At 64.1% G+C, this 13,011-nt stretch carries 14 protein-coding genes; 10 read left to right on the top strand and 4 right to left on the bottom strand.

Annotation, left to right across the window (positions count from 1 at the left end):
• Nucleotides 1-14 precede the first annotated feature (14 nt).
• A complete protein-coding gene (locus tag ADADO0_RS21170; RefSeq protein WP_511307168.1) occupies nucleotides 15-932 on the top strand; it encodes a DMT family transporter in 918 nt (305 codons plus the stop codon).
• Here ADADO0_RS21170 and ADADO0_RS21165 read toward each other — a convergent pair whose 3' ends face one another.
• Nucleotides 933-1,814, bottom strand: coding sequence for a LysR substrate-binding domain-containing protein (locus ADADO0_RS21165; protein ID WP_511307167.1), 882 nt, complete (start codon nucleotides 1,812-1,814; stop codon nucleotides 933-935). It abuts the gene before it with no gap.
• A gap of 164 nt (nucleotides 1,815-1,978) precedes the next feature.
• On the opposite strand from ADADO0_RS21165, the gene ADADO0_RS21160 reads away from it, so the two are divergent.
• Nucleotides 1,979-2,284, top strand: a complete 306-nt coding sequence (locus tag ADADO0_RS21160; RefSeq protein WP_511307166.1) for a DUF1127 domain-containing protein — start codon at nucleotides 1,979-1,981, stop codon at nucleotides 2,282-2,284.
• A 115-nt stretch (nucleotides 2,285-2,399) separates the two neighbouring features.
• Here the strand turns inward: ADADO0_RS21160 and ADADO0_RS21155 are convergent, their stop codons facing one another.
• The 3 genes from ADADO0_RS21155 to ADADO0_RS21145 form a co-directional block, all read right to left on the bottom strand.
• Nucleotides 2,400-3,329, bottom strand: coding sequence for a DUF937 domain-containing protein (locus tag ADADO0_RS21155; protein WP_511307165.1), 930 nt, complete (start codon nucleotides 3,327-3,329; stop codon nucleotides 2,400-2,402).
• Between the two features lie 86 nt (nucleotides 3,330-3,415).
• Nucleotides 3,416-5,254: a monovalent cation:proton antiporter-2 (CPA2) family protein gene (locus ADADO0_RS21150; protein WP_511307164.1), complete on the bottom strand. Its 1,839-nt coding sequence runs from the start codon at nucleotides 5,252-5,254 to the stop codon at nucleotides 3,416-3,418.
• 120 nt (nucleotides 5,255-5,374) lie between these two features.
• Nucleotides 5,375-5,935 carry an invasion associated locus B family protein gene (locus tag ADADO0_RS21145; protein ID WP_511307163.1) on the bottom strand — a complete coding sequence of 187 codons (561 nt, stop codon included), beginning with the start codon at nucleotides 5,933-5,935 and terminating at the stop codon, nucleotides 5,375-5,377.
• Nucleotides 5,936-6,354: 419 nt separating this feature from the next.
• Between ADADO0_RS21145 and coxB the strand changes: the two genes are divergently transcribed.
• The 8 genes from coxB (at nucleotide 6,355) to ADADO0_RS21105 (ending at nucleotide 13,007) form a co-directional block, all read left to right on the top strand.
• On the top strand, nucleotides 6,355-7,200 hold the full coding sequence (gene coxB / locus ADADO0_RS21140) for a cytochrome c oxidase subunit II (RefSeq protein ID WP_511307162.1): 846 nt from the start codon (nucleotides 6,355-6,357) through the stop codon (nucleotides 7,198-7,200).
• Nucleotides 7,201-7,304: 104 nt separating this feature from the next.
• Entirely contained in the window at nucleotides 7,305-8,906 is a 1,602-nt protein-coding gene (gene ctaD, locus ADADO0_RS21135; RefSeq protein WP_511307161.1) for a cytochrome c oxidase subunit I, read from the top strand.
• Nucleotides 8,907-9,080: 174 nt separating this feature from the next.
• Nucleotides 9,081-9,995 (top strand): heme o synthase, encoded by a 915-nt coding sequence (gene cyoE / locus ADADO0_RS21130; RefSeq protein ID WP_511307240.1) that lies wholly within the window; start codon nucleotides 9,081-9,083, stop codon nucleotides 9,993-9,995.
• Between the two features lie 50 nt (nucleotides 9,996-10,045).
• Nucleotides 10,046-10,195, top strand: coding sequence for a cytochrome c oxidase system small membrane protein (locus tag ADADO0_RS21125; protein WP_511307239.1), 150 nt, complete (start codon nucleotides 10,046-10,048; stop codon nucleotides 10,193-10,195).
• A gap of 7 nt (nucleotides 10,196-10,202) precedes the next feature.
• Nucleotides 10,203-10,835: a cytochrome c oxidase assembly protein gene (locus tag ADADO0_RS21120; RefSeq protein WP_511307160.1), complete on the top strand. Its 633-nt coding sequence runs from the start codon at nucleotides 10,203-10,205 to the stop codon at nucleotides 10,833-10,835.
• Nucleotides 10,836-10,939: 104 nt separating this feature from the next.
• Nucleotides 10,940-11,779, top strand: coding sequence for a cytochrome c oxidase subunit 3 (locus ADADO0_RS21115; protein WP_511307159.1), 840 nt, complete (start codon nucleotides 10,940-10,942; stop codon nucleotides 11,777-11,779).
• Between the two features lie 71 nt (nucleotides 11,780-11,850).
• The gene (locus tag ADADO0_RS21110) at nucleotides 11,851-12,240 is read left to right on the top strand and encodes a DUF983 domain-containing protein (RefSeq protein ID WP_511307158.1); all 390 of its coding nucleotides are present in this window, start codon (nucleotides 11,851-11,853) and stop codon (nucleotides 12,238-12,240) included.
• On the top strand, nucleotides 12,237-13,007 hold the full coding sequence (locus ADADO0_RS21105; protein ID WP_511307157.1) for an SURF1 family protein: 771 nt from the start codon (nucleotides 12,237-12,239) through the stop codon (nucleotides 13,005-13,007). Before ADADO0_RS21110 ends, ADADO0_RS21105 begins: the two co-directional genes overlap by 4 nt.
• Nucleotides 13,008-13,011 lie beyond the last annotated feature (4 nt).

Here is a 13,011-nt window from a genome sequence, read left to right as displayed (position 1 = left end):
CCTCGAGGATTTCAATGTCCGTTCCCACCCCATCCAACGCCAGCATCCGGCCGTTGGACATTGTGCTTTATGTCATCAATGTCCTGATCTTCGGGTGTTCCTGGCTGCCGTTGCGGTTTCAACTCGGCGTGGTCGATCCCTCTGTGTCGGTCGTATGGCGCTTTCTTATCGCCACCCTCTGCATGTTCGCCGTGGTGTTCGTCACGCGCAGCCGGCTGTCATTTTCTGTCCGTGACCATGCGCTGTTCGCCGTGCTCGGGGCGACATTGTTCTCGCTGAACTTTCTGTCGTTTTATTACGCTGGCTTCCACCTCACCTCCGGGCAGATGTCGGTGGTGTTCGCCCTGACGGCGGTGTTCATCCCGATTCTGTCCGCGATCGTGACCCGCACCTGGCCGCAGCCGCGCGTCGTTCTTGGCGCGCTGCTCGGTGTGGCCGGCGTCGCGGTGGTGTTCGGCCCCGATCTTCGGGCTGAAGGGTTTGGCTCCGGGATGCATCTCGGATTGATGTCCGGGCTTGCCGGGACGCTGCTGTTCACGATCGGTAGCATGGCGTCGGTGACGGTCGGCAAGCGGGGGCTGCCGCAGCCTTCGGTCAATGCGTTCAGCATGGCCTATGGCTTTCTGCTGCTGCTGGCGATCGCCGTAATGAAGGGAGCGACGTTCCAGGTGGAATGGACTGCGCGCTACCTCGGCGCGCTGGCCTTTTTGATCGTCTTTCCGACCCTGCTGGGCTTCGCGATCTACATGCGACTTATCAAGCGCATCGGTGCGAGTCGCGCGGGCTATGGAACGGTGCTGTTTCCGATCGTGGCGCTGCTGATCTCCACTGCCTTCGAGCAGTATCACTGGACCTGGATGGCCGGCTTCGGCATCGCCTTGGTTTTGCTAGGCAATGTCGTGGTCCTGCGCACACCGCGCCGGGCGGAATGACTATTCGGCGGCGTCCGCCTCGGTGACGTTGTCGAGACCCTGGATGATGTGCTGGGCGAGAGCATCGGCCAGCAGCGAGGGCTCGTGACGGTTCCGCAGAAGGCCGATGTCGCAAGGGGGCAGCGGCGGGAAGCCATCGGCCGGTCCAAGAACGCGCATGCCCTGGCGCAGGGCAGATTCTGGGAATACCGAGACCGCCAGACCCGACAGAACTGCCGCCGAAACCGCGCCCGCATTTGGGCTCGAATAAAGCACGCGATGGGCGCGGCCCATGGCGTTGAGCCGGGTCACAGCCACATCCCGCCACATGCAGGTGGGTCGGCCAAGGGCCAGCGGCACCGGCGTCTCCTGGTGCGCCGAGTGGCGCGCCGACGACACCCATAAGAGGCGCTCGCGGCGGATCACCTGGACATCTCGGGAGGAATGCTCGGCATAGGTGATGATGGCGAGATCGATTGTGCCATTGCGGATGCGCTCGATGAGATCGGTGCTCGGCTCGCAGATTACGGTGAGTTCCACCGAGGGGTGGGTGCGCGAAAACCGCGCCATGATCTCGGGGAGGTAGCGGTCGGCATAATCGTCCGGCACGCCCAGGCAGACGTGGCCGGAGAGCGTGGCATCCGCGAAGCTCGCCACCGCTTCAAGGTTCAGCTTGACGATGCGCCGCGCGTAATCCAGCAGACGCTCGCCTTCCGGGGTCAATTTGGACGAGCGTCCCTCGCGCGAAAAGATCGGCCGCCCGACCCGCTCCTCAAGCCGCTTCATCTGCATGGACACAGCCGACTGTGTCTTGTGAACCACTTCGGCCGCGCGGGTGAAACTTCCGGTTTCGGCGATGGCGACGAAGGTCCGGAGCTGATCCCCATCAAACAGAATGGTCATGGGATAATCCTGTCATATCACCGATAATGATAAGTCAGATTAATAACATTCGCTAGTTTGATTCATCGCGGCAGTGCAAAACGGGTGCAACGCAGCGTGAGAAATCGGGTGTCCTGCCCGATGTCGAGGAGAGACAGTGCGTTGCGGTTGGAATGGAGAGCATCATGAGCGTTTATGGCGAGACCCGCACAACCATCGTCGCCCCCGTCGGCACGACGTTGGCCCACTTTCTTCTTCAGGCCGCGGGCCTGACCATGAAAGTTGCGCGCGCCATTGAGCGTCGTCATGCCCTCAACCAACTGGGGCGCCTGGACGACCACATGCTGCGCGATATTGGTCTGACCCGCTCCGACGTGCGCGATGCCGCGTCCGAGCCGATCTGGCGCGATGCGACCCATGTGCTTGTCACCCGCTCGGTGGAGCGTCGCGCTGCGGCCAAGCTCCGGGCGCGCGCTTCCCGCTGGGGATGAAGCTGGACGATTCGCCGGGGCGCGTTTAGCCCCGGCCGACGAAGAACGGGCGGTCGAGCCCCCTCGAGACCGCTCACTGGCCCGTGCAGACCGAAATGGTCCGCACGGGCCTTTTTCATTTCTTCTTACGGTCCGGCGGGCCGTTGCGGCCCTGCTGATGGCCCGAAGTGCGGTCCAGCATCTGGCTCCAGAAATCCGCCATCGGATAGAAAGCGGTGAACGGATCGTAGGGCGTTGCATCACGCTTGCCGGAGGCGCCGGGGGGAAAGCCGTTCGCGAACAATTGGGCGAAATAATCCTGCAACGGCCACTGGCCGAGCGCGGGTGGGGCCGGCGGGGGAGGCGGCGGCGGCGCGGCCGATATCGGCTTCGGCATGGCGGCACCCATATTGGCCATGGTTGCGTTGATCATCTCCTGCCAGGGGTTTCCCCCCACTCCGGCGCCGCCCCAGGGAGACTGCACCATCATTTGCGCGAACGCGTCGACCCAGGGATTGCCGGTGGATTTTCCGCGGCCCGGGGAGGCCATCATCATGGACATGCCGTCGATCCAGGGATTGCCCGTGGGGGTCGGCTGGCCGTTGGCGCGGGCGATCATGCCAGCAAGCATCTGGTTTAGCGCTCCGGAAGCGGCAAGCGACTTGGTGAGACCGCCCACCACCAAGGCCGCGAAATCCGGCACCATCTGCTTGACCACGGCGATGCCGAGACCGGTGGAGGCTGCCGCCTGATTGACCACGGCGCGACTGACCTCGGGGGAACCGAACACCGCATCGAGCGCCTGGGAACCGGGTGCGTGCAACTGCGCGGGAGCGGTCGTGCTCTGGTCGTAGAGAGCCCCATAGGGGCCGCGCATCATCAGCGCCATGAGTTGCGCGAGCTTCTCCGGCGACTGCATCGACTTCTGCAGCCCGACCGCGAAGGCCGGCATGACCGCCTCGGCAGCCGTTTGGGCCTGCTGAACTGAAAGTCCATAGAATCGCGCGAGGTTGTCCAGCCCCTGGCCACCCTGCGCCGCACGCAACAACTGAACGAAAGGATCCATGGCCGCCTCCTGCCCGGAACCTTATGCCATGATCTCGCCGAAATCACGGGAAGATGACCGCCGAGATGAAATGCGACGGCATCCGGTCAGCCGGAGAACTCGGTTTCGTGGCTCAGCACGTCCTGAGCCTCCGGATTGAGCGGCTTCGCCGGCTTTTCCGGTTCGGTAAGCGGCTCTGGCTCGAGCTTGCTGGGCGTCATGAGATCGATGCCCGCATAAAGGCCCTCTTCCACCTGCCGCTGGAGACGCGTGCGGTCGCGGGCACGGACATCCGCTACCAGTTCGGCGACCGCCTCGCGCTCCAGGCCGAGCGCCTCAAGCGTGCGCCCGCCGAACGAAAAGGCTGATTCGAGTGTCTCGCGCATTTCGTAGTCCACGCCCTTGCGCAGCAGGTCCATGGAATGGGCTCGGTCATAGCTGCGCACATGGAGCCGGACGTTCGGCATGCTGGCCTGGACGATATCGACGATCCGGTCGGCCGCCTCGCGGTCGTCGACGCACACCGCGATCACTTCGGCCTGCTCGGCGCCCGCCGCACGAAGAACGTCAAGGCGCGTGCCGTCGCCATAATAGATGTGCACCCCGAAACGGCCGGCGCTCTGGATCATCTCCACGTCACTGTCGATGATGGTGACGCCGACCCCTTCCGCGAGAAGGCATTGCGAGACAATTTGGCCGAATCGGCCGAATCCGATGATGAGCACGCGCCCTTCGGCATCGGTGAAATCGTCCGGTTCGGGCTCGACCTCGGCTTTGCGGAAGCGCGGCAGGATGTGGATGATTCCCGCGAACACCAGGGGGCCGATCATCATAGTGAGCGCCGCTGTGGCGGTGAGGAACTCGCTCTGCTCCTTCGAGAGGATGCCGTTCGCCAGGGCGAGCGGAAACAGCACGAAGGCGAACTCACCCGCCGGCATCAGCACCGCGCCGGCCCGCAGCGCGTCCGCGCGGGTGTTGTGATCGGTTCGGTAAAGGCCGAACACCACGCCGAACTTGATTGCGGTGATCATGACCGCCGCGAGCACCAGCGGCACGATGTGTGGGAGCAGGACCGCGAGGTCCAGCGACATGCCAATGCCCATGAAGAAGAACGACAGAAGCAGTCCGCGAAAGGCGTCGATATTGGCCTCAAGCTCGTGGCGGAAGGTGCTTTCCGATAGCAGCAGGCCAGCGATGAACGCGCCGAGCGCCATGGAGAGTCCCACCGACGCCATGAGCCCGGCAGACCCGAGAACCACCAGCAGCGCCGCCGCCGTCATCGCCTCGCGCGCGCCGGAGCGGGCGAGGAGGCGGAACAGCGGGTTCAGAAGGTAGCGTCCCGCCAGGACGATGCCTGCCACGGCGGCGATCGCCGCGCCCGCCTGGAGCGCGGTCGCCATGGGGTCGCTGGCGGTGCTCGACGTGGCTGGCGCCAGCAGCGGCACCAGAGCCAGCAGCGGCACGATGGCGATGTCCTGGAACAGCAGGATTGAGAAGGCCCGCTGCCCATACCCGGACGAGAGTTCGCCCCGCTCGTTGAGAAGTTGCAAGGCGATGGAGGTGGCGGACATGGCCAGCGCCATGCCGGCAATGATCGCGCCGGCAAGGCCCAGGCCCAGGCTCCAGCCCACCACGGCGATCACCAGGCCAGTAACAAGAAGCTGCGCGGTGCCGAGCCCGAAGATGTAGCGGCCCATGGAGAGCAAGCGAGAGGGCTGAAGCTCCATCCCGATCAGGAACAGCAGCAGGACCACACCCAGTTCGGCGATCGTAATCACGACGCTCGGGTCGGCGACGTTGAAGCCCACCGGGCCGATGGCTATCCCCGCCGCGAGGTAGCCCACCACGGGAGACAGACCGAGTCGCTTGGCGATCGGCACCGAAATGACCGCTGCCGCGAGGAAGGCGAGGCCGGCGATAAAGAGTGTGTGGTCGTCCCCGTGCATTCCGGCTCCGTCTCCGCCACGCCTGCGCTCAAGGCTCGACCGACCTTCTGCGCAGGGAGAATGGCCAAACCAAGCCCGACCGTAAAATACCTAACCGTCAGGCGCGGCGCGGATGGCGGGCTATTTAAGAGCGTCGAAGCCGGGGCCGAATCCGTTGAGGCTGACCGGGATGCCGATTCCCTCTTCCGGGGTCTGGAAAATGATGAAGGTCGCCTGCTTGCCCTGCCTCAATCGGCCGATCAGCGTATCATCCATCACCACTTCGGCGACGCAACCATTGGGCAGGCAGCGCACGAAGCCGGCGCGGCCGACGTCCGCATCGTCGATCTTGAGGCCGAGCCCTGAGGGAATGAGCACGCCGAGCGGCGCCAGCACACGCAACAGCCGGCTTTTCTGGTCGGCGGTCTTCAGGATGATGATGGTGAGGCCGACGTTCGGGCGGTCTTCCGCCTGAACGCTCTGGAGCAGTACGCATTGCTCGCCCTGCGCGCCGGGGGGCGTGTCGCAGCGAATCTGCCAGTCGTTGAACACCTGCTTCACCACGCCCTGGGCATGGGCCGGCGTGCCGGTGAGGGTAGCGAGGATAAGGGCGGCAAAAGCCAGCAGGCCGAGCGCCTTGCCCTGCCGTGAAGCGATAGCGACCGACCCGCGGGCCTCGCCCGCCGACAACGTGAACCCCATGGACACCGGCTCCGAAACTTGGCGGCGACGCCGCTTCTGAAGAGGACGGGACGGATCGTTCAGGCCCGACCTTCTCGCTTAAAAGGCTGACAATCCTTGTCAAGGATGAGGCAGCCCTTTTGGCTATAAAACCTTTCCCGCAGCTTTCCGCGCGCAGGTGGAAGGGGCATGCGCGCTTTTCGCCGCCGCGTCCAGAAGGCCCCAGCGTAAGGCGTGGCACGGCGTCGCGAGAAGCCGGAGTCGGGCCGACCTTCTGTCGCATCGTGCGCTGCCGGGACGCAATTGCGGGGCGGTAGGATTTGTGTTTGAAGTAACTTCAAGAAAGGCGCCCTCCACTCCAGGGGGCGGGTCCGGTGTTGGCCGGACGATGTTGAGCACAGGGTCGGCAGCGGCGGCGCCGCTCAGGGAGAGAAAACCACATGAGGTCCTTCGTTCGCACCGCCGCTCTCGCCGTGGCCTTGCCGGCTGCCGCGATCCTGTCGAGCGCGGCTGCGTGGGCCGGAATGGGCCAGCCTTCCGACTGGCAGATCGGCTTCCAGGATGCCGCCACGCCTGTCATGGAGAGCATCCACTCCTTCAATCATTTCCTTCTCATCATCATCACGGCCATCGTGCTGTTCGTGACAGTGCTTCTGGCCGTCGTGGTCGTGCGCTTCAATGAGAAGAAGAACCCGGTTCCCTCCAAGACCTCGCACAACACGCTCATAGAGGTGGTCTGGACCGTGGTTCCCGTGATGATCCTGGTGGCGATCGCCATCCCATCATTCCGGCTGCTGCACCTTGAGCTGAACATTCCGCAGCCCGACATCACCATCAAGGCTGTCGGCCACCAGTGGTACTGGTCCTACGAATACCCCGACAACGGCGCTTTCGGTTTCGATTCCCTCATGATCCCCGAGAAGGACCTCAAGCCCGGCCAGCCGCGCCTGCTGGCGGTGGACAATGAGGTGGTGGTCCCCGTCAACAAGACGGTGCGTGTGCTGGTGACCGGAGCGGATGTGATCCATTCGTTCGCCGTGCCGTCCTTCGGCATCAAGATCGACGCCCTTCCGGGCCGCCTGAACGAGACTTGGTTCAAGGCCACCAAGGAAGGCGTCTATTACGGCCAGTGCTCCGAGCTTTGCGGCCGTGACCATGCGTACATGCCGATTGCGGTGCGTGTGGTGAGCGAAGACGCATTCAACGCCTGGGTCGCCCAGGCCAAGCAGAAGTTCTCCGAGGCGCCTGTGCCCTCGCAGCTGCAGTTCGCCGACGCGACGCGGTGACGACATTCCCACGCCCGGCGGCTTGACCGGGCGCCCGAGGGCGTCCCGCTGGCGGGGCGATCAAAGGACGAGACGGCGACGTCTGCATATTGAGGACAGTGCTCATGGCCACCGAGGCGCACGCGGACATCGATCACCACATCCCCACGGGATGGCGGCGTTGGGTGTTTTCGACCAACAATAAAGACATCGGCATCATGTACCTGATCTTCGCGGTAATCGCGGGGATCGTGGGCGGCGCCTTGTCCATCGCCATCCGCATGGAATTGATGGAGCCTGGGCTTCAGTATTTCAAAAATCCGCAGACCTTTAACGTCTTCACCACAGGCCACGGCCTCATCATGATCTTCTTCATGGTGATGCCCGCGCTAATCGGCGGCTTCGGAAACTATTTCGTGCCGCTGATGATCGGCGCGCCGGACACCGCGTTTCCCCGCATCAACAACATCGCCTTCTGGCTGATGCCCCCGGCCTTCGGCCTGGCCATCATTTCGTTGTTCGTCGAGGGCGCTGCCGGTTCCAACGGCTTTGGCGGCGGCTGGACCATCTATCCGCCCCTCTCGTCCAAGCTTGGCCATCCCGGTCCGGCCATGGACTTCCTGATCTTCGCGCTGCACATCGCTGGCGCCTCGTCGATCCTGGGCGCGATCAACCTCATCACAACCATTCTCAACATGCGTGCGCCGGGCATGACGCTGCACAAGATGCCGCTGTTCGCCTGGTCGCAGCTTGTCACCGCGTTCCTCCTGCTGCTGTCGCTGCCGGTGCTGGCGGGCGCCATCACCATGCTGCTGACGGATCGCAACTTCGGCACCACCTTCTTCGATCCCGCCGGCGGCGGCGACCCGATCCTGTTCCAGCATCTGTTCTGGTTCTTCGGGCACCCCGAGGTCTACATCCTCATCCTGCCCGGCTTCGGCATCGTCTCGCACATCATCTCCACCTTCTCGCGCAAGCCCGTGTTCGGCTATCTCGGCATGGCCTACGCCATGGTTGCGATCGGCGCGGTGGGCTTCGTGGTGTGGGCGCATCACATGTACACGGTGGGTCTCTCCGCAGCGACGCAGTCCTACTTCGTTGCCGCTACGATGATCATCGCGGTGCCCACGGGCGTGAAGATCTTCTCCTGGATCGCCACCATGTGGGGCGGCTCAGTTCAGTTCCGCACCCCGATGATTTGGGCGATCGGCTTCATCTTCCTGTTCACCGTCGGCGGCGTCACCGGTGTGGTGCTTTCCAACGCCGGCATCGACCGCTCGCTCCAGGACACATATTACGTGGTGGCGCACTTCCATTACGTGCTGTCGCTGGGTGCCGTGTTCGCGATCTTCGCCGGCTACTACTACTGGTTCCCGAAGATGAGTGGCTACATGATCCCGGAATTCTGGGGCAAGCTGCACTTCTGGGTCACGTTCATCGGCGTGAACATGGTCTTCTTTCCGCAGCACTTCCTCGGCCTCGCCGGCATGCCTCGCCGCTATGTCGACTATCCCGACGCGTTCGCCCACTGGAACTTCGTATCCTCGATCGGTTCCTACATCTCGGGCGTGGCGGTGATCATATTCATCGTCGGCAACGTGGTTGCCTTCCGCCGCAAGGAGCTGGCGGGCGACAATCCCTGGGGTCCCGGCGCGACCACCCTGGAATGGACGCTCAGCTCTCCTCCGCCGTTCCACCACTTTGAAGTGCTGCCGAAGATCAAGTGATCGTCCTTCGCGGATGATGAAAGTTCGGCCGGCGCGGCACTCCCGCGCCGGCCGCTTTAGGGGCGGGTGGCGAACGTCGCGACGCGGCGTGGTATCATGACGGCGGACCCGCTTGACGGGCTCCCCCCAGGACGCCCCGAAGGGCAGGTAGATATGAGTGATGTCAGCGCGAGCATGAACCAGCCGGGGGTTACCCCCGATATCGACGTGGGAATGGCCTCCCCGCGTGATTACCTTGCCCTGCTCAAGCCCCGCGTCATGTCTCTGGTGGTCTTCACGGCCCTTGTCGGCCTGGTGCGTGCGCCGGATCATGTCCATCCGGTGATCGCCTTCACCGCTATTCTCTGTATCGCGGTTGGCGCGGGCGCAGCCGGCGCCCTGAATATGTGGTGGGACGCCGACATCGACGCGGTCATGTCGCGCACCCAGAAGCGGCCGATTCCTGCTGGCCGCATGGCGCCTCAGGAGGCGCTGGCATTCGGCCTGACGCTTTCCGCCTTCTCGGTGGTCGTGCTCGGCCTGTTCGTGAACGTGCTTTCGGCCGCGCTGCTCGCCTTCACGATCTTCTTCTATGTCGTCGTCTATTCCATGTGGCTGAAGCGTTCGACGCCGCAGAACATCGTCATCGGCGGGCTCGCCGGTGCCCTGCCGCCGTTGGTGGCCTGGGCCGCAGCCTCCGGCACGGTGAGCCTGGAAAGCCTGCTTCTGGTCGCCATCATCTTCTTTTGGACCCCGCCCCACTTCTGGGCGCTGGCGCTCTACCGCGCCGATGATTACGCCCGCGCGGGCGTGCCCATGCTGCCGGTGACGGCTGGGCCGGACGAAACCCGTCGGCAGATCCTGCTCTACACGCTGTTCCTGGCGCCGCTTGCGGTTTTGCCCTTCGTCCTGGGGTATGCCGGCATCGGCTATGCGATCATCTCAGGAGTGACGGGAGCGGGCATGATCTGGCTTGCCGTCTCGGTCTACCGCACGCGAACCGGGGATGAGGCTGTGCGTAACGCGCGCCGGCTTTTCGGATTCTCCATCCTTTATCTCTTCCTGTTGTTCGCCACGCTGCTCGTCGAAGCCTTGGTGCCGGGGATCTGATGGTGACTGACCTCAAGAATACCCCCCCAAACACGCCCGAGCCGCCGCGCTTGGATGGCGTTGTGCTGACGCCGGAACAGAAGCGGCGGCGCCGGGCACGATCCATCGCGGTTGCCTCGGTGCTCGGTTTCCTGGTGGTCCTCTTTTACGTAGTGACCATCGTGAAGCTGGGGCCGAACGTTTTGAACCGGCCGCTGTGAGGCCGCAATGGAACGGCTGGAGACCGACAAGGTGAAGACTGACGAGGAGCGCAAACTGCGGGTGCGGGGCATCTCCCGGCACAAGCTGGTCGCCGCTTCCTGCGCGCTGTTCGTCGCCGCCATGGTGGGCGCGGCTTATGCGGCTGTTCCGCTTTACGCCATGTTCTGCAGCCTGACCGGATTCGGTGGCGCCACCCGCTATAGCGCGGCGGGGCCGACCTCCACGTCCGAGCGGGTCATCACGGTGCGCTTCGACGCCAATGTGGCTGCTGGTCTCCCCTGGGTGTTCAAGCCGGAGCAGACCTCGGTGGACGTCAAGGTGGGCGAGACCAAGCTGGTCTATTTTCGAGCCGAGAATCAGTCCAAGACGCCGACCTACGGCAATGCCACCTACAATGTGACGCCCACCCAGTCCGGCTTCTATTTCGTGAAGATGCAGTGCTTCTGCTTCAATGAGCAGACGCTGGAAGGCAGCGAAAAGATCGACATGCCGGTGGTGTTCTACATCGACCCCTCCATCGAGCAGGATTCGGAGATGAAGAACGTGCGGACCATTACGTTGTCCTACACATTTTTCCCCGCCAAGGCGCCCGCGCCCAAGGCGGCGTCGGCTGAGAAGGTCGGCGGCGGCGGCGGGTGAGACGAAGAGTCTGGAACGAATACAGGGCGGGACATTAGGCCGCCATTGCGGCGGGGCGCTTGCCCCGTTAGGAAATACTGAGCTGGAAGGGGAGGCCGCCTGCGATGGCCGAGGCACACGTCAAGCACCACGACTACCACATGGTGGATCCGAGCCCGTGGCCCATCATCGGGGCGATTTCGGCGTTCATCCTGACCGTCGGCGCGGTCGTGTGGATGCACGGCGGCACCGTGATCCCCATGATCGTCGGCTTCATCGGCGTTCTCTACACCTTCTTCGGTTGGTGGCGGGACATGCTCCGCGAGAGCAAGACTGCCGTTTATACCCCGGTGGTGATGATCGCATTCCGCTATGGGATGATCCTGTTCATCGCCTCTGAAGTCATGTTCTTCGTGGCGTGGTTCTGGGCCTTCTTCGACGCGGCGCTGTTCGTGGGCGAGGGCATCAACTACCAGCGCCTCGACGTGACCGGCGGCGTGTGGCCGCCCCACGGCATCGAATCGCTCGATCCCTGGCATCTGCCGCTGCTCAACACCCTGATCCTGCTGACCTCCGGCACCACCGTGACCTGGGCGCACCATGCGCTCCTGGAAGGCGACCGCCAGGGCCTGAAGTGGGGCCTGGTGTGCACTGTGCTGCTGGGCGTGCTGTTCAGCTCCTGCCAGGCATTTGAATATGCCCACGCGCACTTCGCATTCTCGGGCAACATCTATGGCGCGACCTTCTTCATGGCGACCGGCTTCCATGGCTTCCATGTGATCGTCGGCACCATCTTCCTCTTTGTCTGTCTGCTGCGTGCCGCGGCCGGCCAGTTCACCCCGGAGCGTCATTTCGGCTTCGAGGCGGCGGCTTGGTATTGGCACTTCGTGGACGTGGTGTGGCTGTTTCTGTTCACTTTCGTCTATGTCTGGGCGGTGGGCGGCAGCTCGGGCCACGGCGGATGAACCCTTGATCCCTGGGATCGGCGGACGGGGCGGCAAAAGCCGCCCCGTTTGCGTTTGACGGACACGCGCGCATGGCTCTGGCACCCTATCACGCCCCGATTTCTCCGGTTTCCGCCGGGCTGAGGTGTCGCTGCCCGCGCTGCGGCAAGGGCAAGCTGTTCAAGGGCTTTCTGGACACCGCGCCGCGCTGCGAGGCCTGCGGGCTCGATTACGCCTTCATCGATGCGGGCGATGGGCCGGCGGTGTTCGTCATCCTGTTCGGCGGCTTCGTGGTTGTGGCCTTGGCGTTTTGGGTCGAAGCCAGATGGCAGCCGCCGCTCTGGGTTCATGCGATGCTGTGGATGCCCGCCATCCTGCTCGTGACGCTCGGTTTGCTGCGTCCTTTCAAGGGGGTGCTGATCGCGCTTCAGTATCGCAACCGTGCAGCAGAGGGGAAACTGGAGCAGCGTTCGGGCGAATGAACAGGCGCGGCCTCGTCATCCCCACCGTGTTCGCGCTCGGAACCTTCGTGTTCCTCGCCGGGCTCGGGACCTGGCAATTGGAGCGGCTGGCCTGGAAGAATGGGCTGGTCGCCCAGGTGGAGCAGCGCACCGCAGCCGCGCCTAGACCGGCTCCCGGCCCGCGAGACTGGCCGGCGCTTGACCGCGAGCAGGACGAATACCAGCCCGTCACCGCCACGGGGCGTTTCGACCATAGCCGCGAGACACTGATCTACACCGTGCTGTCCGACGGCAAGGGGCCGTTCAAGGGACCCGGCTTCTCGGTGATCACGCCGCTGATGCGGCCCGACGGCAGCGCCATCCTGATCAACCGCGGCTTCGTGCCCGAGGATCGGCGCGATCCCGTCACGCGTGCCGAAGGGCAGGTCCAGGGAGATGTCACGGTCACCGGCCTGCTGCGGCTCGCCGAGGAACCGAGCTGGTTCGTGCCCGCCAATGATCCTGCGCGAAATGCATGGTATCGCCGCGACCCGCTTGAGATCGGCGCCGCGCGCGGTCTCAAAAAGGTGGCGCCGTTCGTGATCGATGCCAATGCAACCCCGAATCCCGGCGGCCTGCCGCAGGGCGGGGAGACGCGGCTCGCCTTCCCCAACAAGCATCTGGAATATGCCCTCACCTGGTATGGCCTCGCCGCGACGCTGGTGGGTGTCTACATCGCCTTCGTCATCACGCGCTGGCGTGCCGGGCGCGACGCAGAGCGCGGTGGAAAAGCATCCTCCGCCGGTTAGGATG

Origin of the sequence: Aquabacter sp. (genome assembly GCF_965279295.1) — a bacterium.
GTDB lineage: Bacteria > Pseudomonadota > Alphaproteobacteria > Rhizobiales > Xanthobacteraceae > Aquabacter.
The sequence above is the reverse complement of the archived record's forward strand: the minus strand, read 5'-3'. Positions and strand labels throughout refer to the sequence as shown.